A 19,942-nucleotide genomic window follows, 5' to 3' on the forward strand; every position below is an offset into this window, starting at 1 on the left:
GCGTGGTTTTTCCTTCTTTGTGGTTATCAGCCGAAAATCAATAAATTGATTTTCCATGTTTTTTGTCTGGTGCAATCTGTAAGTGCAACGGTTGCATGAGGTTTGTCATCAATCTCAGGCCCGGAATTCTCCGGGCCTGTCTTCTCTTTTTTCATGAATAGATGTTAATCCGCATTTAAATCCCTTAATCAGTATCCGGGATTCTATAAGCTACCCGCCCCCTTTTAACAATACGTTAATAACTAACATCATATTTCCTATGAATAAAAATCACTTTTTGATGTTGGTTGCGCTGCCTTTCTCCTCTCTTCAGGTCTGCGCGGCCGCAGAACCAACAACCCAACTTGAACCCGTATACGCCTGGCACGATAGCGAACCGGCGGATCTGCCCGCGCCTGACAATAGTCAGGCCGCGGCGCCGGAATCGACATCGGTATTGCCCTTTTTAGGTGATGAAGCCAGAAAACACGGCTACGTCCTGCCGCTGCCGTTTGGCGTCGGCGTTAACTATATGGATATGCGGCAAAATATTAATGTCGATAGCATTAATTTTACCGGCTTATCGTTAGGTAATTTTTCACTGGATAACGCCTTCCAGATTGGCGTCGGTAATACGCGGGAAAGCAGTAAAACCGAGACCCTTAAGCTGGATGCCTGGCTGCTGCCGTTTATGAACGTCTATGGCCTGGTTGGACATACTAAAGGCCATTCTATCTCGCAAATCGCCGTCGGTCTGAAAGGGCCGAATGGTAAAGTAGTACCTATGCCAGGTATGCAGGATCTTGATTTTCGTCTTGATTTTAAAGGCACTACCTACGGCGTCGGTACCACGCTGGTGGGCGGCGTCGGCAACTGGTTCACGGTATTAGATGCCAACTATACGCAGACGCGTTTTGATATTCTCGACGGCAGCATTGATGCTTTTACCTTTTCGCCGCGTTTGGGCTATCGTTTCAATACGCCGTCGGTAGATGCGCTGCATCTGCCGAACGGGAAGCTGAATGTCTGGGTAGGCAGTATGTATCAGGATGTGCAGCAGGAATTTAAGGGCAGCCTGAACGATCTGTCGATGCCGTCGACGATGCTGCAAAACATGGTCAATCTTGCCAACAAGAACGGCAACGGTCGCTTTGATGTGAAACAGCATCTGCAGTCGCCGTGGAACGTGCTGGTGGGCGCGCAGTATGAGATGACCCGGAACTTTAATATCACTACGGAGTTTGGTTTTGCCGAACGTAACAGCTTCTTTATCGCCGGCGAGTATCGCTTTTGAGCCGACCGTTTAACCCTATCCTGCTGTTGCTAACATGCCTTGTTATTGGGCAGGCGCAGGCGCAGGCGCAGGCGCTCAGCCGCGAAAAAATCGACGGCTGGTTGCAGAGCCTTGGCGCCAGCGACAAGTTTGACGCCAGCAAAGGCATCGACTGGGGCGTCATGCCGGGGCCATTTTATACGCCGGAGCTGGGGCTTGGGCTGGGTACGGCGGTCGTTGGCATGTATCGCCCGGACCCAAGTGACACCATCAGCCAGAACTCCACGCTGACGCTTAGCGGCTACGTTAGCTCCACCGGCGCATTTGGCCTCAGCGTTAAAAACTATGCTTTTTTCGACAACGATTTGTGGCGGGTATTTGTTGAAGGCTCGATGGCCAACACGCCGACATACTACTGGGGACAAGGTTTTCACGCCGGCGACAAAGACAATGAGAAAGAAAAATATACCGCCCAGGTGCTGACCCTGCGCCCGATGGTCTACCGGCAGCTCATCGATAATGTTTATCTGGGAGCGGGGTGGTCGCTGGCGGCGCAAAATGCCGATGAGATGGACCATGACGATCTGCCGAAAATAGAAAACACCCCACAGGGGCCGTCGGTATTCAGCTCCGGCGCCAGTATTGATATCAACTGGGACGATCGCGATTTTGTCCCCAACCCACGCAAGGGCCAGTATGCCGATTTTCGCTATACCCACTATGCGCCGGGACTCGGCAGCGACACGCGATTTGATGAGTTTCGCCTGCACTACAGCCGCTATCAGGCCCTGAGCGATAAAAGCGTGCTGGCCTGGGAAGCGGATGGCACCTTCACCCAGGGCGATGTGCCGTGGAGCATGATGCCGCTACTCGGCAGCGATGAACGTATGCGCGGCTATTACCAGGGGCGCTACCGCGATAAAAACGTGGTCAGCTCTCAGCTTGAATACCGTCGTCAGTTGACGTGGCGACACGGCGTTGTTGCCTGGGTCGGCGCGGGCACCATGGGGCCATCCATTGATTCACTGAATGATGGACGCTGGCTACCTTCGGCGGGCGTCGGCTACCGCTTTGAATTCAAACCTCGCGTTAATATTCGCCTCGACTACGGTATCGGTAAGGGCAGCAGCGGCTTTTACTTCCAGGTCGGCGAAGCGTTCTAACTCTTATTTACCCTCCTTTCCTGCTTTGACGGCGCCATCTGTCGTGGTCACAGGCATTTTTATTTTTATGGTTTGTTCTTTTTGTGATCTAAATTGTAGTACAACACAATCATGTTGTACTACATTGAGCTCATGACGACGACGCCTGACATCACGCTAGTAGTACAAAAGTGAGGCGAAATTCGACAGCGACGGTAAAGTAGAGCAGTACACATAGAGCATAAGGACTCTCCATGACTCTCAATAAAACCGATCGCATCGTGATCACGCTGGGCAAACAGATTGTCAGCGGTAAGTACGTACCGGGTTCGGCGCTACCGGCCGAAGCGGAACTGTGTGAAGAGTTTGAAACTTCGCGCAACATCATCCGCGAAGTGTTTCGCTCGCTAATGGCGAAGCGGCTGATCGAAATGAAGCGTTATCGCGGCGCGTTTGTCGCTCCCAGAAACCAGTGGAACTACCTCGATACTGAGGTTCTGCAGTGGGTACTGGAAAATGATTATGACCCGCGTCTTATCAGCGCGATGAGTGAAGTGCGTAATCTGGTAGAGCCCGCCATTGCACGCTGGGCGGCGGAACGCGCCACCTCAAGCGATCTAGCGGAAATCGAGTCGGCGCTCAATGACATGATCGCCAACAACCAAAACCGGGATGCCTTTAACGAGGCCGATATTCGTTACCACGAAGCGGTGCTGCAGTCAGTACATAACCCGGTTTTGCAGCAGCTTAGCGTGGCGATCAGTTCGCTGCAGCGGGCGGTATTTGAACGGACCTGGATGGGCGATGAAGGCAACATGCCGAAAACCCTCCAGGAACATAAAGCGCTATTTGACGCCATTCGGCATCAGGATAGCGACGCGGCGGAGCAGGCGGCGTTGACGATGATCGCCAGCTCGACACGAAGGCTCAAGGAAATCACATGACGGCTCGCTACATCGCAATAGATTGGGGATCGACGAATTTACGCGCCTGGCTTTATCAGGGCGAAGAATGCCTGGAAAGCAGGCAATCTGAAGCAGGCATAACGCGCCTGAACGGTCGCTCTCCCGCTGCGGTGTTAGCGGAAATTACCCAACACTGGCGCGATGGCGCCACACCGGTGGTGATGGCAGGTATGGTTGGCAGCAACGTGGGCTGGAAAATCGCCCCTTATTTGCCGCTTCCTGCCGCTTTCTCGGACATTGGCCAGCAGTTAACTGCCGTTGGCGACAATATCTGGATAATTCCCGGTCTTTGCGTTTCCCGTGACGATAACCATAACGTCATGCGTGGAGAAGAAACGCAACTGCTGGGCGCACGCGTCTTAGCGCCTTCATCTGTCTACGTGATGCCGGGAACCCACTGCAAGTGGGTACTGGCCGATCGCCTGCAAATTCACGATTTTCGTACCGTTTTGACCGGTGAGTTGCATCATCTGTTGCTTCAGCACTCGCTGGTGGGCGCCGGCTTACCGCCGCAGGAGACGTCCACCGACGCATTCGCGGCCGGTCTGCAGCGCGGTATCAACAACCCCGCCGTCCTGCCGCAGCTGTTTGAAGTTCGCGCTTCGCACGTGCTGGGCGTGCTGCCTCGCGAGCAGGTTAGCGAATTTCTTTCCGGCCTGCTGATTGGCGCTGAAGTTGCCACCCTCAGCGACACGTTCGCCGGGCAGCAGGCTATTAGCCTTGTCGCCGGGTCATCGTTAACGTCCCGCTATCAGCAGGCATTTGCCGCCATTGGCCGCGAAGTCACCGCGGTTGCGGGCGATACGGCATTTCAGACAGGAATAAGGAGCATCGCTTATGCAGTGGCAAACTAACCTTCCGCTTATCGCTATCCTGCGCGGTATTACGCCAGACGAGGCGCTGGCTCACGTTGGCGCCGTTATTGACGCCGGTTTCGACGCGGTCGAAATCCCGTTGAACTCGCCGCAGTGGGAGAAGAGTATTCCGCAGGTCGTCGACGCTTACGGCGAGCAGGCGCTTATCGGTGCGGGCACCGTGCTGCAACCGGAGCAGGTCGACAGGCTGGCGGCCATGGGCTGTCGGCTGATTGTGACGCCAAACATTCAACCGGAAGTGATCCGGCGTGCGGTGGGTTACGGCATGGCCGTGTGCCCAGGCTGCGCCACCGCCAGCGAAGCCTTCAGCGCCTTGGATGCCGGCGCGCAGGCGCTGAAAATTTTCCCGTCATCGGCTTTTGGCCCGGATTACATCAAAGCGTTGAAAGCCGTGCTACCGCCGGAGGTTCCGGTCTTTGCCGTCGGCGGCGTGACGCCGGAAAACCTGGCGCAGTGGATTAATGCCGGCTGTGTGGGGGCAGGGCTGGGTAGCGATCTCTATCGCGCCGGCCAGCCGGTTGAACGTACCGCGCAGCAGGCAGCCGCATTCGTAAAAGCGTATCGAGAGGCAGTGAAATGAAAATAACCAACATCACCACGTACCGTTTACCCCCACGCTGGATGTTCCTGAAAATTGAAACCGATGAAGGCATTGTCGGCTGGGGCGAACCGGTGATTGAAGGGCGCGCCCGCACGGTAGAGGCGGCCGTTCATGAATTTGGCGACTATCTGATTGGCCAGGATCCGGCGCGGATTAATGACCTGTGGCAGGTGATGTACCGCGGCGGCTTTTACCGCGGCGGCCCGATTATGATGAGCGCCATCGCCGGTATTGACCAGGCATTATGGGATATTAAAGGTAAGGTCCTGAATGCCCCGGTCTGGCAACTGATGGGCGGGCTGGTGCGCGACAAAATTAAAGCCTACAGCTGGGTGGGCGGCGACCGCCCCGCCGAAGTGATTGACGGGATTAAGAAACTGCGCGGCATTGGTTTCGACACCTTTAAATTAAACGGCTGCGAAGAGATGGGGCTCATCGATAATTCCCGCGCGGTTGATGCGGCGGTGAATACCGTGGCGCAAATCCGCGAAGCGTTTGGCAATGAAATTGAGTTTGGTCTCGATTTTCATGGCCGCGTTAGCGCGCCGATGGCTAAGGTATTAATTAAAGAGCTGGAGCCATATCGCCCATTATTTATTGAAGAACCGGTATTAGCCGAGCAGGCGGAATATTATCCACGGCTGGCGGCGCAAACGCATATTCCAATTGCCGCCGGCGAACGTATGTTCTCGCGCTTTGAATTTAAACGGGTACTGGAAGCGGGCGGGGTGGCTATTTTACAGCCCGATTTGTCGCACGCAGGCGGTATTACCGAATGCTATAAAATTGCCGGAATGGCGGAAGCCTATGACGTTGGGCTGGCGCCGCACTGCCCGCTGGGGCCGATCGCGCTGGCCGCTTGTCTGCACGTCGATTTCGTTTCACATAACGCGGTCTTCCAGGAGCAGAGTATGGGGATCCACTACAACAAAGGTGCAGAACTGCTTGATTTTGTGAAAAATAAAGAAGATTTCAATATGGAAGGCGGCTTCTTTAAACCTCTGATGAAGCCGGGGCTGGGCGTAGAAATTGATGAGGCCCGCGTGATTGAGTTGAGTAAAAATGCGCCGGACTGGCGAAATCCGTTGTGGCGGTATGAGGATGGCTCTGTCGCCGAATGGTAAATGCTCTTCATATTTCACGCCACAGGTGCGTTGGCTGCGATTGCGCACCCCAGTCACTTACTAATGTAAGCTCCTGGGGATTTGCAATCTTGCCGCCTTCCTGCGACGTGAACTATTTAGAGCATTCGTAAGTAAAAAATAAAAAACAAAAACACCCTCTGTAAATTACCGGGCATGGTGAGCGGCTTCGCTATGCCCAAAATCTGGAGACAGATTGCGATGGATATTTCAGTTACCGCTGTAAAAACCGGGCGTCGCCGTTATCTGACGCTCATCATGATCTTTATTACCGTGGTTATTTGTTATGTTGACCGCGCCAACCTCGCCGTCGCCTCGGCGCATATTCAGGAGGAGTTTGGTATTAGCAAAGCGGAAATGGGCTACGTATTTTCCGCCTTTGCCTGGCTGTATACCCTCTGTCAGATCCCTGGCGGTTGGTTCCTTGACCGCGTGGGATCCAGACTCACCTACTTTATCGCTATATTTGGCTGGTCGGTGGCGACGTTGCTACAAGGTTTCGCCACCGGCTTAATGTCGCTGATTGGTTTACGCGCCATTACCGGCATCTTCGAAGCGCCAGCCTTCCCGACCAATAACCGCATGGTGACCAGTTGGTTCCCGGAGCACGAACGCGCCTCCGCCGTCGGGTTTTATACCTCGGGGCAATTTGTGGGCCTGGCCTTCCTCACGCCGCTACTGATCTGGATCCAGGAGCTATTAAGCTGGCATTGGGTATTTATCGTTACCGGCGGTATCGGCATTATCTGGTCGTTAATCTGGTTTAAGGTTTATCAACCACCGCGCCTGACTAAAAGCATCAGCAAAGCCGAACTCGACTATATCCGCGACGGCGGCGGCCTGGTGGATGGCGATGCGCCGCTGAAGAAAGAGGCGCGGCAACCGTTATCGAAAGCGGACTGGAAGCTGGTCTTTCACCGTAAGCTGGTTGGCGTTTACCTTGGGCAGTTCGCGGTTACCTCGACGCTGTGGTTCTTCCTGACCTGGTTCCCGAACTACTTAACCCAGGAAAAAGGCATTACCGCGCTGAAGGCCGGCTTTATGACCACGGTGCCCTTCCTCGCCGCGTTTTTTGGCGTCCTGCTCTCCGGCTGGCTGGCGGATAAGCTGGTGAAAAAAGGCTACTCGCTGGGCGTGGCGCGCAAAACGCCGATTATCTGCGGGCTGCTGATCTCCACCTGCATCATGGGGGCGAACTATACCAACGACCCCGTTTGGATCATGGCGTTGATGGCGCTGGCATTCTTCGGCAACGGTTTTGCATCTATCACCTGGTCGCTGGTCTCCTCCCTGGCGCCGATGCGCCTGATCGGCCTGACTGGTGGGGTCTTTAACTTTGTTGGCGGGCTGGGCGGCATCACCGTCCCGCTGGTGATTGGCTATCTGGCGCAGGATTACGGCTTTGGCCCGGCGCTGGTTTATATCTCCGTGGTGGCGCTGATAGGCGCGCTGTCTTATATCCTGCTGGTCGGCGATGTGAAACGTGTAGGCTAAATTTTGGCGATACGCTACCCTGATGCGTAAGTCTCGCATCAGGGTATCGTCATGAAACAAGTCACTTTTGCTCCCCGTCACCATCAGCTTACCAATATCAATACCTGGACCCCGGACAGCCAGTGGCTGGTTTTCGACGTGCGCCCGTCGGGGGCCTCTTTCACCGGCGAGACCATTGAACGGGTGAATATCCATAGCGGCGCCGTTGAAACGCTGTATCGCGCCGCTGACGGCGCCTGCGTTGGCGTGGTCACCGTGCACCCGACGCAAGATAAATACGTTTTTATTCACGGTCCGGAACACCCGGACGCCAACTGGCATTACGATTTTCATCACCGTCGCGGGGTGGTTAACTGGCAGGGCGAAACCCGCAATCTGGATGCGCTGGATATTACCGCGCCTTATACTCCCGGCGCGCTGCGCGGCGGCAGCCATGTTCATGTCTTCAGCCCTGACGGCCAGTTCGTTAGCTTCACCTATAACGACCACGTACTTCACGAATACGATCCGGCGCTGGATCTGCGCAACGTTGGCGTAGCCGCGCCCTATGGCCCGGTGAGCCCGCAGGGCGCCCATCCCCGCGAATATGCCGGCAGCCACTGGTGCGTGCTGGTAAGCCGTACCACGGCGAACCCAGGACCCGGCAGCGATGAGATCAATCGCGCTTATGAAGAGGGGTGGGTCGGCAATCATGCACTAGCCTTTATCGGCGATACGCTGGCGGAAAACGGCGACAAAGTGCCTGAACTGTTTATTGTGACGCTGCCCCGGGATGAGGCAGGGTGGAAGCGGCAGGGCGATGCGCCGCTGGCCGGAAGTGCAACGACGATGCCCGCGCCGCCGGCAGGCGTCAGCCAGCGTCGTTTGACCTTTACCCACCAGCGCCGCTATCCGGGGCTGGTGAATGTGCCGCGCCATTGGGTACGCGCCAATCCGCAGGCCACCGAGATTGCCTTTCTGATGCGTGATGATGCAGGCATTGTACAGCTGTGGCTTATCCCGCCTGCGGGCGGCGAGCCGCGCCAGCTGACACATACTGCTACGGGGATTCAGTCGGCGTTTAACTGGCATCCATCGGGCGCGTGGCTGGGATGCGTGGTGGAAAACAAAATCGCGCTCTGCGATGCCCGCAGCGGCGCGGTAAGTTATTTGACGACCGATCGCGAAAATCCGCCGTCCGCGGATGCCGTCGTATTTTCGCCGGATGGCAAATACCTGGCGTGGATGGAAGACGTCGACGGTTATCGCCAGTTGTGGATAACCGAAACGCAGCGCTAGCTTAGCGCGAAGGCATTGGCGCTGGCGGGATAACGGAGTTGGTCGCCAGCGTCTCCTGCTCGCTTTTCTCGACGCGCGATTTTACCGAGCTGTCGGTGCGGAACATATCCCACGGCAGCAGTAGCGTGTCCATGACCGCGGTGAACGGCATATCGAGGGCCACCAGCGATTTCACGCCCCAGTTGGTGTCGTCGTCGCCCAGCGTATGGGCGCTGGAGCGCGTGCCTGGGTAGGTTCCTTCCTTGCCGCCGGTATGCGACATTACGCTGGAGCAACCGCCCACACTAATCATCCCGCTGAACAGGACCAGCTTTAACAATCCGCTTTTCATCACTCTTCCGTCATTTTATCGGGGTTACTTCGGTTATAACGAGCCGTCCCGTGAATGCCTAGCGTTATTGCACTGCACTGTGGCGAGTATCGCACTTTGCCTTTTGTGCTTTGCAACCAGTCTAAGCATTCGCCAGCAAACTGCAAAAAAATTTGGCCGAAAAGGCCTTGAAAAGCGTCGGGGCACACCCATTTTAGTAGTGTCGCCCAATGAGGATACGCCTGAGGGGTATTCCGGGTCATAACGGCTTGTCCATGATGGAAAGCCATTGAATTCTCGCTGATTTCAGGAGCTATTTACTATGCGTAATTTCGATCTCTCCCCGCTTTATCGTTCTGCTATTGGTTTCGACCGTCTGTTCAACCTGTTAGAAAATAATCAAAGCCAGGGCAACGGCGGCTACCCTCCGTATAACGTTGAATTAGTAGATGAAAACAATTACCGCATCGCGATTGCCGTCGCCGGTTTTGCGGAAAGCGAATTAGAGATAACCGCGCAAGACAATCTTCTGGTGGTGAAAGGCTCCCATGCCGCCGAGCAGAAAGAGCGCACCTACCTGTACCAGGGGATCGCGGAGCGCAACTTCGAGCGTAAATTCCAGCTCGCCGATAACATTCATATTCGCGGCGCTAACCTGGTCAACGGCCTGTTGTATATCGATCTGGAACGCGTGATTCCGGAAGCGAACAAACCGCGCCGTATCGAAATTAACTAATTGCCCGCTTCAAGCCGCGCGGCGGCCTGAATAAACAACTTGCTCGCCGTCAGGGAGCAGATGCGAATTCGCTTAATTCGCAGGTACCAACTCGCTTCTCAGAAGGAGAAAACACTATGCGTAACTACGATTTATCCCCACTGCTGCGTCAATGGATCGGTTTTGACAAACTGGCTAACGCCCTGCAAACCGCCGGTGAAAGCCAAACCTTCCCGCCCTATAACATCGAAAAAAGCGACGATAACCATTACCGCATTACCCTCGCGGTAGCCGGGTTCCGTCAGGAAGATTTGGATATTCAGCTGGAAGGTACGCGTCTGACCGTTAAAGGCACGCCGCAGGCGGCTGAAAAAGAGACCAAATGGCTGCATCAGGGGCTGGTGAATCAGGCCTTTAGCCTGAGTTTCACCCTCGCGGATAATATGGAAGTCTCTGGCGCCACCTTCACCAACGGCTTGTTACATATCGACTTAACCCGCCACGAGCCGGAAGTCGCCGCCCCGCAGCGTATCGCCATTAGCGAGCGCCCGGCGCTGAATAGTTAATTAAGCAACATCGCTTTCAAGCCCCGATAACTCGGGGCTTTTTTGTGCGTGAAAGCGCATTAAATCACCTTGCTGCAACAGATGTTTCAGTTTAAAAACGAATGCTTGCCATATAAGCTTACTAAAACAAGGGATATGTTATGAATGAACGGCAGTCACTTGAAGTGAGGGGAGCGGCCACCCGTTCCAGTGATGCTGTTAACAGCTATTATGATAAATGAAGCAAGGAGCGATATGTACTACCGGAATGAAGTTCAGGGATATTTTAAAAATAATAGAATCTTAGCTTTGAAATTTGATAGGGCTCTGTCCAGTGTCAGAGTGGGGGTGTCAAATCAGATTGAAATGATAGGTTCAGGAGCTAAAAGAGCGTTGTATTATTCCTCATGCTTTACCAGTGAATATCAGGATGTCTGCAAGCAACAAAAGCAAGAGGATATAAGATTTACAATAGGTCTTGGTCGTGTTATTGAAGGGGATAGTGTGGTTTTTGAAATGGTTAAGGTTTATTTTGATGAGATTTTTAAGTCCAAAACGACACAGCAATTAGAAAAAATAAAAAAAATCCTCATGACTGTAAATATTCACATAGCAGCAAGCACCTTGACACAACAGGGCTTTTCTCTGGGGGTGGCATCGGCTGTCGCAGTAAGTACAAATGTAAGCTTTAGCATGAGTGCATTAACCGGTCGGGCTGCTGGTATAGCTGTTGGGATTGCTGGAGTATATGGCATTGTACAAAAAGCTGCTGAGAGTGCTAATCAACTGCGCTCGCTTCATCCATGGTATTATTTTGCATTATATTCAAAGGGGCTGGAAATGATGTATTTCCTTGTCTCATCTATATTTGAAAAGGCCGGTGCATTTAGAGTGCATCAAATCTCTGATGATGATATTGCTGATATTATTAAACGAATGATTAGGTAGATGATATGGGGTTTGTGAAGTCACTTTTGAAACGGTTTTTTAAAACGTTAATATCAGCTTATGTTCCAGCTTTGTTGGTTGTTATATTCGCCGTTGTGTTTTTCAGATTTTTCCCTGAAGGTCCTGTTTGGCCTGTGGGGGTATTTGTTATTTTTATTATTTATGTCTTTGCCCGCTATGTTAAGTAGGATGTATTTTAATGATGAGGAGCTTCAATAACGATCGATTCAAAATCCGCAGGCCCCTCGAGTCTTCTACGCAAAGCGCACCTTGCAGCGGCGTCCCTACTGCGCCTGTCGAGTAAAAAGTGCTGCAAAAAAGAAAAATGCTCCCGAGTAGCGGAGCTACTCCGCAATTATTGTGCGCCATGCGGCATACAACCCACCTGGCAGCAGTCATAATCCCTGTTAATGATAATGTTATTCACAGGGAAAATAGTATGAGTGATATAGCATTGACCGTCAGCGTGTTGGCGCTGGTTGCGGTGGTGGGATTGTGGATCGGCAATGTCAAAATCCGCGGCGTTGGCTTTGGTATCGGCGGCGTGCTGTTTGGCGGCATTATCGTGGGTCATTTCGTGGATCAGGCAGGGATTACGCTGAGCAGCCCGATGCTGCATTTTATCCAGGAATTTGGCCTTATTCTCTTCGTTTATACCATCGGTATTCAGGTCGGTCCGGGCTTTTTTGCCTCGTTACGCGTCTCCGGCCTTAAGCTCAATCTGTTCGCGATCCTTATCGTCGTACTTGGCGGACTGGTGACTGCGATCCTGCATAAACTGTTCAATATTCCGCTTCCGGTCGTTCTCGGCATCTTCTCTGGGGCGGTCACTAACACCCCCGCGCTTGGCGCCGGGCAGCAAATCCTGCGCGATCTTGGCCTGCCGTTTGATGTCGTCGATCAGATGGGGATGAGTTACGCGATGGCCTACCCGTTTGGTATCTGCGGCATTTTGCTGACCATGTGGCTGGTGCGGCTGTTCTTTCGCATCAATGTGGAAAAAGAGGCGCAGCAGTTTGATGAGAGCAGCGGTAACGGCCATGCTCATCTGCATACCATTAACGTGCGGGTGGAGAACCCGAACCTGAATAATATGGCGATTCAGGACGTGCCAATGCTCAACAGCGACAAAATAATCTGCTCGCGGTTGAAGCGCGATGAGCTATTGATGGTGCCGGCGCCGGCTACGCTTATCCAGCATGGCGACCTGCTGCACCTGGTCGGGCGGCCGGAAGATTTACATAACGCGCAGTTGGTGATTGGTAAAGAAGTGGCGACTTCGCTCTCAACGCGCGGTACCGATCTCAAAGTGGAACGCGTGGTGGTCACTAACGAGAAGGTATTAGGGAGGAAAATCCGCGATCTGCACTTTAAACAACGCTATGACGTCGTGATCTCGCGGCTTAATCGCGCCGGGGTGGAGCTGGTGGCCAGCAGCCATGCCAGCCTGCAGTTTGGCGACATTCTTAACCTGGTTGGGCGGCCTCAGGCCATTGACGCGGTGGCCAATGAACTCGGCAACGCGCAGCAAAAGCTGCAGCAGGTGCAGATGCTACCGGTGTTTATCGGCATTGGTCTCGGGGTGCTGCTGGGGTCTATTCCGCTGTTTATTCCCGGTTTCCCGGCGGCGTTGAAACTGGGGCTAGCCGGCGGGCCGCTGATTATGGCGCTCATCCTCGGGCGTATCGGCAGCATCGGTAAGCTGTACTGGTTTATGCCGCCGAGCGCCAACCTGGCGCTGCGCGAACTCGGTATCGTGCTGTTTCTGGCGGTGGTGGGGCTGAAATCCGGCGGCGATTTTGTCGATACCCTGCTCCACGGCGAGGGGCTCAGCTGGATAGCCTACGGTATTTTCATCACCGCTATCCCGCTGCTGACGGTGGGCATACTGGCGCGGATGCTGGCGAAGATGAACTATCTGACCCTCTGCGGCATGCTGGCTGGCTCAATGACCGACCCGCCGGCGCTGGCCTTCGCCAACAACCTGCACGCCACCAGCGGCGCGGCGGCGCTCTCCTACGCCACGGTTTATCCGCTGGTGATGTTCCTGCGGATAATCACCCCTCAACTACTGGCCGTGCTGTTCTGGGGGCTGAGTTAGCGGGCTCTGTGCCTGGACCCGGCGCAGGTGGTAATCCACCTGATACTCGCTGGCGTTGCGGAACATCACGGAATAGTTAAGAAACTCGCCGCTATCGCTGTAGGAAAGCGAGGTAATGCGCAGCAGCGGCGTCTGCTCCGGCACGTTCATTGAGCGTGCCAGCTGTTTATCCGCCAGTACCGGGGTGAGGGTTTCATAGTTGCCGCTGATGGTGATACCGCACTCTTTCTCGATATAGTCGAACTTCGACCCCTCCAGATGACCCAACGACAGATGGCGGAACAGTTTAACCGGCATATAACTGTCCTCCAGCATTAGCGGTTTACCATCGACGTAGCGCACCCGGCGTGAGAAATAGATCCGTTCATCAATTTTAATTCGCAGCTGACTGGCGATAGCCGGCGGCGCGGGCATCACTTCGAATATCAACACCTGACTCACCACTTCTTTACCCTGCTGGCGCAGAACTTCCGCCAGCCCGGTCAGGTTGCTGGTCTCATGGTGTACATCTTTGCGCGCGACATAGGTGCCGGAGCCGTGGCGGCGCACCACTAATCCACTTTCCACCAGCAGATCAATGGCTTTGCGAATCGTCATGCGCGCCACGCCGAACTCCTGCGCCAGTTTTTTCTCGCCCGGTAACGGGCTGCCAATGTTGAAATCGGAAGAGTTGAGCCGTAAACGCAGTTTGTCAGCAATAGATTTGTAGATCACCAGTAGACCTCTATTCGTCATTGATGAATCAGCGATAGCCAGCTGACGTGAATTATAAAATTATAAAAAACAATAAATTAATAACTATAAGTGACATTGATTTCGTCACCTCAATTCATCGTGTCTATGTTTTACGCAAAAAGTAGACAACATTGACCGAATTAAAACCATGAATGCGATCACGAATCGCAGCGGCGCAGCATGTTGCCGACGGGGCGAATTCCTATGCTCGAAGCAGGCCGGTAAAGAACAAAAAAAGGCCACTTACCCTACGAGTTGTTACATGAGGATTTTCAAATGCTCAGTCAAATACAACGCTTTGGCGGCGCCATGTTTACCCCGGTTTTGCTGTTCCCATTCGCCGGGATTGTGGTGGGTATCGCCATTATGCTGCGTAATCCGATGTTTGTCGGCGAAGCGCTCACCGCACCCGATAGCCTGTTCGCGCAAATTGTTCACATCATTGAAGAGGGCGGCTGGACCGTCTTTCGTAATATGCCGCTGATTTTCGCCGTCGGCCTGCCGATTGGCCTGGCGAAGCAGGCCCAGGGCCGGGCCTGCCTGGCGGTACTGGTCAGTTTTCTTACCTGGAACTACTTCATCAACGCCATGGGGATGACCTGGGGCCACTTCTTCGGCGTTGATTTCACCCTGGATCCCACGGCGGGAAGCGGCCTGACGATGATTGCCGGGATTAAAACCCTGGATACCAGCATTATCGGGGCCATTGTGATCTCCGGCATCGTCACCGCGCTGCACAATCGTTACTTCGATAAACCGCTGCCGGTGTTCCTCGGTATTTTTCAGGGATCGTCGTTCGTGGTGATAATTGCTTTTCTCGCGATGATCCCTTGTGCCTGGCTTACGCTGCTCGGCTGGCCGAAGGTACAGATGGGGATTGAGTCGCTACAGGCTTTCCTGCGCTCAGCCGGCGCGCTCGGGGTGTGGGTTTACATCTTTCTTGAGCGCATTTTGATCCCGACCGGCCTTCATCACTTTGTCTATGGGCCATTTATCTTTGGTCCGGCGGTAGTGGAAGGCGGCATCCAGGTCTACTGGGCGCAGCATCTGCAGGAATTTAGCCAGAGCGTTGAACCGTTGAAAGCGCTGTTCCCTGAGGGCGGTTTTGCGCTGCATGGCAATTCGAAAGTCTTTGGTTCGGTGGGTATTGCGCTGGCGCTTTACTTCACCGCCGCGCCGCAAAACCGGGTGAAGGTCGCCGGTTTGCTGATCCCCGCCACCCTGACCGCGGTGCTGGTGGGCATTACCGAGCCACTCGAGTTTACCTTCTTGTTTATCTCGCCGCTGCTATTTGCCGTGCATGCGCTGCTGGCGGCCACCATGGCGACGGTGATGTATATCTGCGGCGTCGTGGGGAACTTCGGCGGCGGCCTGCTCGATCAGTTCCTGCCGCAAAACTGGATCCCGATGTTCCATCACCACGCGTCGATGATGTTTATCCAGATAGGCATCGGCCTCTGCTTTACCGGCATCTACTTCGTCATCTTCCGCACCCTGATCCTACGCCTGAACCTGAAAACGCCGGGTCGCGAAGACAGTGAAATCAAGCTTTACAGCAAAGCGGATTATCAGGAGGCGCGCGGTAAAACCAGCGTGGCGGCAGCTGCGGAAAACAAGCTGGGCCAGGCCGCCGGCTTCCTGCAGGCGCTGGGCGGGGCCGGCAATATTGAAAGCATCAATAACTGCGCCACCCGACTGCGTATCGCGCTGGTGGATATGGCGAAAACGCAAAGCGACGAGGTGTTTAAAGCGCTCGGCGCTCACGGCGTGGTCCGCCGCGGCAACGGCATTCAGGTCATTGTTGGTCTGCATGTCCCGCAGGTTCGCGACCAGCTGGAAACCTTAATGAAAGATTCTTTATCGACCGAACACACCACCATGACGGAGGCAGTATCATGAAAAAATTCTCAGTTGTTATCGCAGGCGGCGGCAGCACCTTTACCCCTGGCATCGTTTTAATGCTGTTGGCAAACCGCGATCGTTTCCCGCTGCGGGCGCTAAAATTTTATGACAACGACGGCGCGCGTCAGGAGACTATCGCCGAAGCCTGTAAAATTATCCTCAAAGAACAGGCGCCAGAGATTGAGTTCAGCTACACCACCGACCCGCAGGCCGCCTTTAGCGATGTCGACTTCGTGATGGCGCACATCCGCGTCGGCAAATACCCGATGCGCGAGCAAGATGAAAAAATACCGCTGCGCCACGGCGTGTTGGGTCAGGAAACCTGCGGACCGGGCGGGATTGCCTATGGTATGCGCTCTATCGGCGGCGTGCTGGAGTTGGTGGATTATATGGAGAAATATTCGCCAAACGCCTGGATGCTCAACTACTCCAACCCGGCGGCGATAGTGGCTGAAGCCACCCGTCGCCTGCGGCCTAATGCTAAAATTCTCAATATTTGCGATATGCCGATCGGCATTGAAGGGCGGATGGCGCAAATCGTCGGGCTGAAAGACCGCAAACAGATGCGCGTGCGTTACTACGGCCTTAATCACTTCGGCTGGTGGACCTCGATTGAAGATCTCGACGGCAACGATTTGATGCCGAAACTGCGCGAGTATGTGGCGAAATACGGCTATGTACCGCCATCAAATGACCCGCACACCGAAGCCAGCTGGAACGATACGTTTGCCAAAGCGAAAGATGTACAGGCGCTGGATCCGCAAACGATGCCAAACACTTACCTGAAATATTATCTGTTCCCGGATTACGTGGTCGCGCACTCCAACCCGGAACGTACCCGCGCGAATGAGGTAATGGATCATCGGGAGAAAAACGTCTTTAGCGCCTGCCGGGCGATTATTGCCGCCGGTAAATCTTCCGCGGGCGATCTGGAGATCGACGAACACGCGTCGTATATCGTCGATTTAGCGACGGCTATCGCCTTTAACACTCAGGAAAGAATGTTGTTGATTGTGCCGAACAATGGCGCAATCCATAACTTTGATGCCGACGCGATGGTAGAGATCCCTTGTCTGGTCGGTCATAACGGACCGGAGCCGTTGACGGTGGGCGATATTCCGCATTTCCAGAAAGGGATGATGAGCCAGCAGGTGGCGGTGGAAAAACTGGTGGTGGATGCGTGGGAGCAGCGTTCATATCACAAGCTGTGGCAGGCGATTACGCTATCGAAAACCGTACCGAGCGCCTCGGTGGCGAAAGCGATCCTCGATGACCTGATTGCCGCCAATAAAGCGTACTGGCCTGAGCTGCATTAACCCTCGCTTTACCGGCATTCATCGGGTGCCGGTTCTTCTCTCCTGTTCGTGATTTAGGCTATGCTGTGGCCTGCTTGCGTGACGAACAAGGACTGCTGATGAAAATTTCCCGCATTGGCGAAGCGCCGGATTACCGCTTTTCGCTGGCCAATGAACGCACCTTTCTGGCGTGGATCCGTACGGCGCTCGGCTTTCTCGCCGCGGGCGTCGGGCTCGATCAGCTGGCGCCGGATTTTGCCACTCCGCTTATTCGCGAAGTGCTGGCGCTGCTGCTGTGCCTGTTTGCCGGCGGGCTGGCGGTGTATGGCTATCTGCGCTGGTTGAGTAACGAAAAGGCGATGCGCCTGAAGCAGGATCTCCCCTATACCCGTACGCTGCTGGTTATTAGCGTCCTGCTGCTGGCGGTCGTGGCGGCGGTGATGCTGCTGGTGCTGTATGGCGGATAAACGCCGGGCGCGGCGGGAGAACGATCCCGGTTTACAGCCGGAGCGCACCTCGCTGGCGTGGTTCCGTACTCTGCTTGGCTACGGGGCGCTGATGGCGCTGGCGATTAAGCACAACTGGCATAGCGCCGGGCTGGCGTTCTGGATATCGATTGGCGTACTGGCTGTGGTGGCGATCGTTCTCTGGCGCTACACCCGCAGCCGCCATTTAATGGATGTTGCCGAGAGCGATTTTTTGCAGCCGGGAGCAGTTCGTGACAAATTTTTGATCTCCCTCGCAGTGCTTTCGCTGTCATTATTGTTTGCTGTAACGCATCTACGGCAGATCATTTTATTTCTTAAGGATGTGACATGACAGGATGTCGGACAGAATGCCACTCCCTCGCTCACAACGAACCGGCAGTACAGGAGGTGAAAGTTTATCGCCACCATTGCCAGCAACCGCAGCAGCTATATCGGGAGCTACGCGCGCAGGGCGTGCGCGCCGTTCGTTTTATTCCGCAGCTCAGAGCGGAAGATGCCAATGCATGGGGAAACTTCCTTTGCGCCATTTTCCATATCTGGGCGCGGGAAGATATTGGCCGCATAACGATTACGTTGTTTGAGGAAACCCTGCGTATCTGGTGCGGCGAACCGCTGCGCGAACAGCGGCAGGTGGCCGCCAATAGCGCCTGTTTTGTCTGTGCATGGCGGAGGCTGTGCGCGGGCGACGACGACCCGCTCTGTGAAGGCTACCGCCAGTTCTATGTCGCCAGCGCCCCCTGTATGCGGGTTATGCGCGATCTGCGTAAACAGCAGCGGTCACCGGGCGAACTGATGCCGCTGCTGCGAGCGATTTAACGTCCCTTCGCCAGATACTGCGCCATCTCTTCTTCCGGCACCATACCGCCGCCGGTCGCCCATACCAGGTGGGTGGCCTGACGTAGCTGTTCGTCGCTCAGTCCTTGTAGCTGATGGTACGCTTTACTGGCGCAGACGCGCTGCGGCCCTGCCATCCCGGCCAGCGCGGACGGCTCAAGGCGAATGTTTTCCGCCGTTGCCAGCCAGCCCAGCATGTCGTACATCGTTTGATCGTCAAGGGTATACAGGCCGTCGAGCAGGCGCTCCATCGCCCGGCCAACGAAGCCGGAAGCGCGGCCGACCGCCAGACCATCGGCGGCGGTCAGGTTATCAATCCCTAAATCCTGCACCGCAATCTGGTCATGGAGCCCGGTGTAAATGCCGAGCAGCATACAGGGCGAATGGGTCGGTTCGGCGAACAGACAGTGAACGTGGTCGCCAAACGCCAGTTTCATGCCGAATGCGACGCCCCCGGGGCCGCCGCCAACGCCGCATGGCAGATAGACGAACAGCGGGTGATCGGCATCGACCACGCGTCCTGCTTGGGCAAACTGCGCTTTCAGGCGTTCGCCGGCCACGGCATAGCCGAGGAACAGCGTGCGCGAGTTTTCATCGTCGATGAAGAAACAGTTCGGGTCGGATTCCGCCGCCTTGCGCCCCTGTTCGACCGCCACGCCGTAATCTTCTTCATACTCAACGACCGTTACGCCGTGGCTGCGCAGTTTGGCCTTTTTCCATGCGCGGGCATCCGCCGACATATGCACCGTGACCTTAAAACCGATGCGCGCGCTCATGATGCCGATCGACATACCGAGGTTGCCGGTAGAACCGACGGCGATGCTGTACTGGCTGAAGAACTGTTTGAATTCCGGCGTCAGCAATTTGCGATAATCATCTGCGATGGTGAGCAGCCCGGCTTCCAGCGCCAGCTTTTCCGCATGGGTCAGCACTTCATAAATGCCGCCGCGCGCCTTAATGGAACCCGAAATCGGCAGGTGGCTATCTTTTTTCAGTAACAGATCGCCATTAATCGGCTGATTGAATTGTTGCTCGAGGCGGCGTTTCATTGCCGGAATGGCAACCACTTCTGATTCGATAATCCCGCCGGTGGCGGCCGTTTCCGGAAAGGCTTCCGCCAGATACGGCGCGAAGCGCTGCAGGCGTTCGTGAGCGTCTTTTACATCTGCGGCGGTCAGGCCGACATAGGGCAAACCTTGCGCCAGCGTCGTCGTCGCCGGGTTAAACCAGGTGGTTTCTTTCAGCGCGATCAGCTCCTGCACAAGCGGGAAGGTCGCGGTTAATTGGGTCAGGTCAGCGTTTTTCATATTACGTCTCGTT

At 54.8% G+C, this 19,942-nt stretch carries 20 protein-coding genes and 1 other annotated feature; of the genes, 17 read left to right on the forward strand and 3 right to left on the reverse strand.

All coding sequences use genetic code 11. From position 1 onward, the window contains the following. The first annotated feature begins 259 nt into the window (after positions 1-259). The 8 genes from PGS10_RS08830 (at position 260) to PGS10_RS08865 (ending at position 8,749) form a co-directional block, all read left to right on the forward strand. Entirely contained in the window at positions 260-1,273 is a 1,014-nt protein-coding gene (locus PGS10_RS08830) for a hypothetical protein (protein ID WP_072251479.1), read from the forward strand. After that, the gene (locus PGS10_RS08835) at positions 1,270-2,415 is read left to right on the forward strand and encodes a BamA/TamA family outer membrane protein (RefSeq protein ID WP_316422736.1); all 1,146 of its coding nucleotides are present in this window, start codon (positions 1,270-1,272) and stop codon (positions 2,413-2,415) included. The genes PGS10_RS08830 and PGS10_RS08835 overlap by 4 nt, the downstream gene beginning before the upstream one ends. Positions 2,416-2,648: 233 nt before the next feature. Continuing rightward, entirely contained in the window at positions 2,649-3,338 is a 690-nt protein-coding gene (gene dgoR, locus PGS10_RS08840; protein ID WP_015369039.1) for a D-galactonate utilization transcriptional regulator DgoR, read from the forward strand. Then, complete coding sequence (locus PGS10_RS08845) at positions 3,335-4,213, forward strand: 2-dehydro-3-deoxygalactonokinase (protein WP_316422737.1); 879 nt, start codon at positions 3,335-3,337, stop codon at positions 4,211-4,213. Before dgoR ends, PGS10_RS08845 begins: the two co-directional genes overlap by 4 nt. Continuing rightward, complete coding sequence (locus PGS10_RS08850; RefSeq protein WP_047078166.1) at positions 4,197-4,814, forward strand: 2-dehydro-3-deoxy-6-phosphogalactonate aldolase; 618 nt, start codon at positions 4,197-4,199, stop codon at positions 4,812-4,814. Before PGS10_RS08845 ends, PGS10_RS08850 begins: the two co-directional genes overlap by 17 nt. Further along, positions 4,811-5,959 (forward strand): galactonate dehydratase, encoded by a 1,149-nt coding sequence (dgoD, locus tag PGS10_RS08855; protein WP_016946147.1) that lies wholly within the window; start codon positions 4,811-4,813, stop codon positions 5,957-5,959. Before PGS10_RS08850 ends, dgoD begins: the two co-directional genes overlap by 4 nt. 174 nt (positions 5,960-6,133) lie before the next feature. Continuing rightward, complete coding sequence (locus PGS10_RS08860; RefSeq protein WP_032706561.1) at positions 6,134-7,471, forward strand: MFS transporter; 1,338 nt, start codon at positions 6,134-6,136, stop codon at positions 7,469-7,471. A 51-nt stretch (positions 7,472-7,522) separates the two neighbouring features. Next, complete coding sequence (locus PGS10_RS08865; RefSeq protein ID WP_047078167.1) at positions 7,523-8,749, forward strand: DUF3748 domain-containing protein; 1,227 nt, start codon at positions 7,523-7,525, stop codon at positions 8,747-8,749. Position 8,750: 1 nt separating this feature from the next. On the opposite strand, the gene PGS10_RS08870 is transcribed toward PGS10_RS08865, so the two are convergent. Further along, positions 8,751-9,080 (reverse strand): YceK/YidQ family lipoprotein, encoded by a 330-nt coding sequence (locus PGS10_RS08870; protein ID WP_020077625.1) that lies wholly within the window; start codon positions 9,078-9,080, stop codon positions 8,751-8,753. Between the two features lie 233 nt (positions 9,081-9,313). Then, positions 9,314-9,388: a sequence feature (ROSE (Repression Of Heat Shock gene Expression) occurs in the 5'-region of heat shock genes and acts as an RNA thermometer to modulate expression.), on the forward strand. Here PGS10_RS08870 and ibpA point away from each other — a divergent pair. The 4 genes from ibpA to PGS10_RS08890 all read left to right on the forward strand — a co-directional run bounded on the left by ibpA (position 9,382) and on the right by PGS10_RS08890 (position 13,368). Beyond that, entirely contained in the window at positions 9,382-9,795 is a 414-nt protein-coding gene (gene ibpA, locus PGS10_RS08875) for a small heat shock chaperone IbpA (protein ID WP_015703892.1), read from the forward strand. (Overlaps the previous feature by 7 nt.) A gap of 116 nt (positions 9,796-9,911) precedes the next feature. Beyond that, the gene (gene ibpB / locus PGS10_RS08880) at positions 9,912-10,340 is read left to right on the forward strand and encodes a small heat shock chaperone IbpB (protein ID WP_015369047.1); all 429 of its coding nucleotides are present in this window, start codon (positions 9,912-9,914) and stop codon (positions 10,338-10,340) included. Between the two features lie 234 nt (positions 10,341-10,574). Further along, complete coding sequence (locus PGS10_RS08885; protein WP_047044619.1) at positions 10,575-11,267, forward strand: hypothetical protein; 693 nt, start codon at positions 10,575-10,577, stop codon at positions 11,265-11,267. A gap of 439 nt (positions 11,268-11,706) precedes the next feature. Next, entirely contained in the window at positions 11,707-13,368 is a 1,662-nt protein-coding gene (locus PGS10_RS08890; RefSeq protein ID WP_047078169.1) for a putative transporter, read from the forward strand. Here the strand turns inward: PGS10_RS08890 and PGS10_RS08895 are convergent. Then, the gene (locus tag PGS10_RS08895; protein ID WP_015369049.1) at positions 13,336-14,082 is read right to left on the reverse strand and encodes a GntR family transcriptional regulator; all 747 of its coding nucleotides are present in this window, start codon (positions 14,080-14,082) and stop codon (positions 13,336-13,338) included. The genes PGS10_RS08890 and PGS10_RS08895 overlap by 33 nt on opposite strands. A gap of 297 nt (positions 14,083-14,379) precedes the next feature. Between PGS10_RS08895 and PGS10_RS08900 the strand changes: the two genes are divergently transcribed. From PGS10_RS08900 to PGS10_RS08920, 5 genes are all read left to right on the forward strand, one after another. Further along, positions 14,380-16,002 carry an alpha-glucoside-specific PTS transporter subunit IIBC gene (locus PGS10_RS08900; RefSeq protein WP_316422742.1) on the forward strand — a complete coding sequence of 541 codons (1,623 nt, stop codon included), beginning with the start codon at positions 14,380-14,382 and terminating at the stop codon, positions 16,000-16,002. Further along, positions 15,999-17,321 (forward strand): 6-phospho-alpha-glucosidase, encoded by a 1,323-nt coding sequence (locus PGS10_RS08905; protein WP_020077628.1) that lies wholly within the window; start codon positions 15,999-16,001, stop codon positions 17,319-17,321. Before PGS10_RS08900 ends, PGS10_RS08905 begins: the two co-directional genes overlap by 4 nt. 98 nt (positions 17,322-17,419) lie before the next feature. Then, positions 17,420-17,767 (forward strand): YidH family protein, encoded by a 348-nt coding sequence (locus PGS10_RS08910; protein WP_015369053.1) that lies wholly within the window; start codon positions 17,420-17,422, stop codon positions 17,765-17,767. Beyond that, a complete protein-coding gene (locus PGS10_RS08915) occupies positions 17,757-18,119 on the forward strand; it encodes a DUF202 domain-containing protein (protein WP_015369054.1) in 363 nt (120 codons plus the stop codon). The genes PGS10_RS08910 and PGS10_RS08915 overlap by 11 nt, the downstream gene beginning before the upstream one ends. Beyond that, complete coding sequence (locus PGS10_RS08920; protein ID WP_047044633.1) at positions 18,116-18,604, forward strand: hypothetical protein; 489 nt, start codon at positions 18,116-18,118, stop codon at positions 18,602-18,604. Before PGS10_RS08915 ends, PGS10_RS08920 begins: the two co-directional genes overlap by 4 nt. On the opposite strand, the gene dsdA is transcribed toward PGS10_RS08920, so the two are convergent. Continuing rightward, positions 18,601-19,929, reverse strand: coding sequence for a D-serine ammonia-lyase (dsdA, locus tag PGS10_RS08925; protein WP_316422743.1), 1,329 nt, complete (start codon positions 19,927-19,929; stop codon positions 18,601-18,603). The genes PGS10_RS08920 and dsdA overlap by 4 nt on opposite strands. Between the last annotated feature and the right edge of the window lie 13 nt (positions 19,930-19,942).

The organism is Klebsiella sp. 141153, assembly GCF_032601995.1.
GTDB lineage: Bacteria > Pseudomonadota > Gammaproteobacteria > Enterobacterales > Enterobacteriaceae > Klebsiella > Klebsiella aerogenes.

Coding starts and splice junctions, on each gene's coding strand:
- dsdA (WP_316422743.1), bottom strand. CDS start 19,929: ATGAAAAACGCTGACCTGACCCAATTAACCGCGACCTTCCCGCTTGTG.
- PGS10_RS08910 (WP_015369053.1), top strand. CDS start 17,420: ATGAAAATTTCCCGCATTGGCGAAGCGCCGGATTACCGCTTTTCGCTG.
- PGS10_RS08900 (WP_316422742.1), top strand. CDS start 14,380: ATGCTCAGTCAAATACAACGCTTTGGCGGCGCCATGTTTACCCCGGTT.
- PGS10_RS08905 (WP_020077628.1), top strand. CDS start 15,999: ATGAAAAAATTCTCAGTTGTTATCGCAGGCGGCGGCAGCACCTTTACC.
- dgoR (WP_015369039.1), top strand. CDS start 2,649: ATGACTCTCAATAAAACCGATCGCATCGTGATCACGCTGGGCAAACAG.
- PGS10_RS08890 (WP_047078169.1), top strand. CDS start 11,707: ATGAGTGATATAGCATTGACCGTCAGCGTGTTGGCGCTGGTTGCGGTG.
- ibpA (WP_015703892.1), top strand. CDS start 9,382: ATGCGTAATTTCGATCTCTCCCCGCTTTATCGTTCTGCTATTGGTTTC.
- PGS10_RS08850 (WP_047078166.1), top strand. CDS start 4,197: ATGCAGTGGCAAACTAACCTTCCGCTTATCGCTATCCTGCGCGGTATT.
- dgoD (WP_016946147.1), top strand. CDS start 4,811: ATGAAAATAACCAACATCACCACGTACCGTTTACCCCCACGCTGGATG.
- PGS10_RS08870 (WP_020077625.1), bottom strand. CDS start 9,080: ATGAAAAGCGGATTGTTAAAGCTGGTCCTGTTCAGCGGGATGATTAGT.
- PGS10_RS08920 (WP_047044633.1), top strand. CDS start 18,116: ATGACAGGATGTCGGACAGAATGCCACTCCCTCGCTCACAACGAACCG.
- PGS10_RS08885 (WP_047044619.1), top strand. CDS start 10,575: ATGTACTACCGGAATGAAGTTCAGGGATATTTTAAAAATAATAGAATC.
- PGS10_RS08860 (WP_032706561.1), top strand. CDS start 6,134: ATGGTGAGCGGCTTCGCTATGCCCAAAATCTGGAGACAGATTGCGATG.
- PGS10_RS08845 (WP_316422737.1), top strand. CDS start 3,335: ATGACGGCTCGCTACATCGCAATAGATTGGGGATCGACGAATTTACGC.
- PGS10_RS08865 (WP_047078167.1), top strand. CDS start 7,523: ATGAAACAAGTCACTTTTGCTCCCCGTCACCATCAGCTTACCAATATC.
- ibpB (WP_015369047.1), top strand. CDS start 9,912: ATGCGTAACTACGATTTATCCCCACTGCTGCGTCAATGGATCGGTTTT.
- PGS10_RS08830 (WP_072251479.1), top strand. CDS start 260: ATGAATAAAAATCACTTTTTGATGTTGGTTGCGCTGCCTTTCTCCTCT.
- PGS10_RS08915 (WP_015369054.1), top strand. CDS start 17,757: ATGGCGGATAAACGCCGGGCGCGGCGGGAGAACGATCCCGGTTTACAG.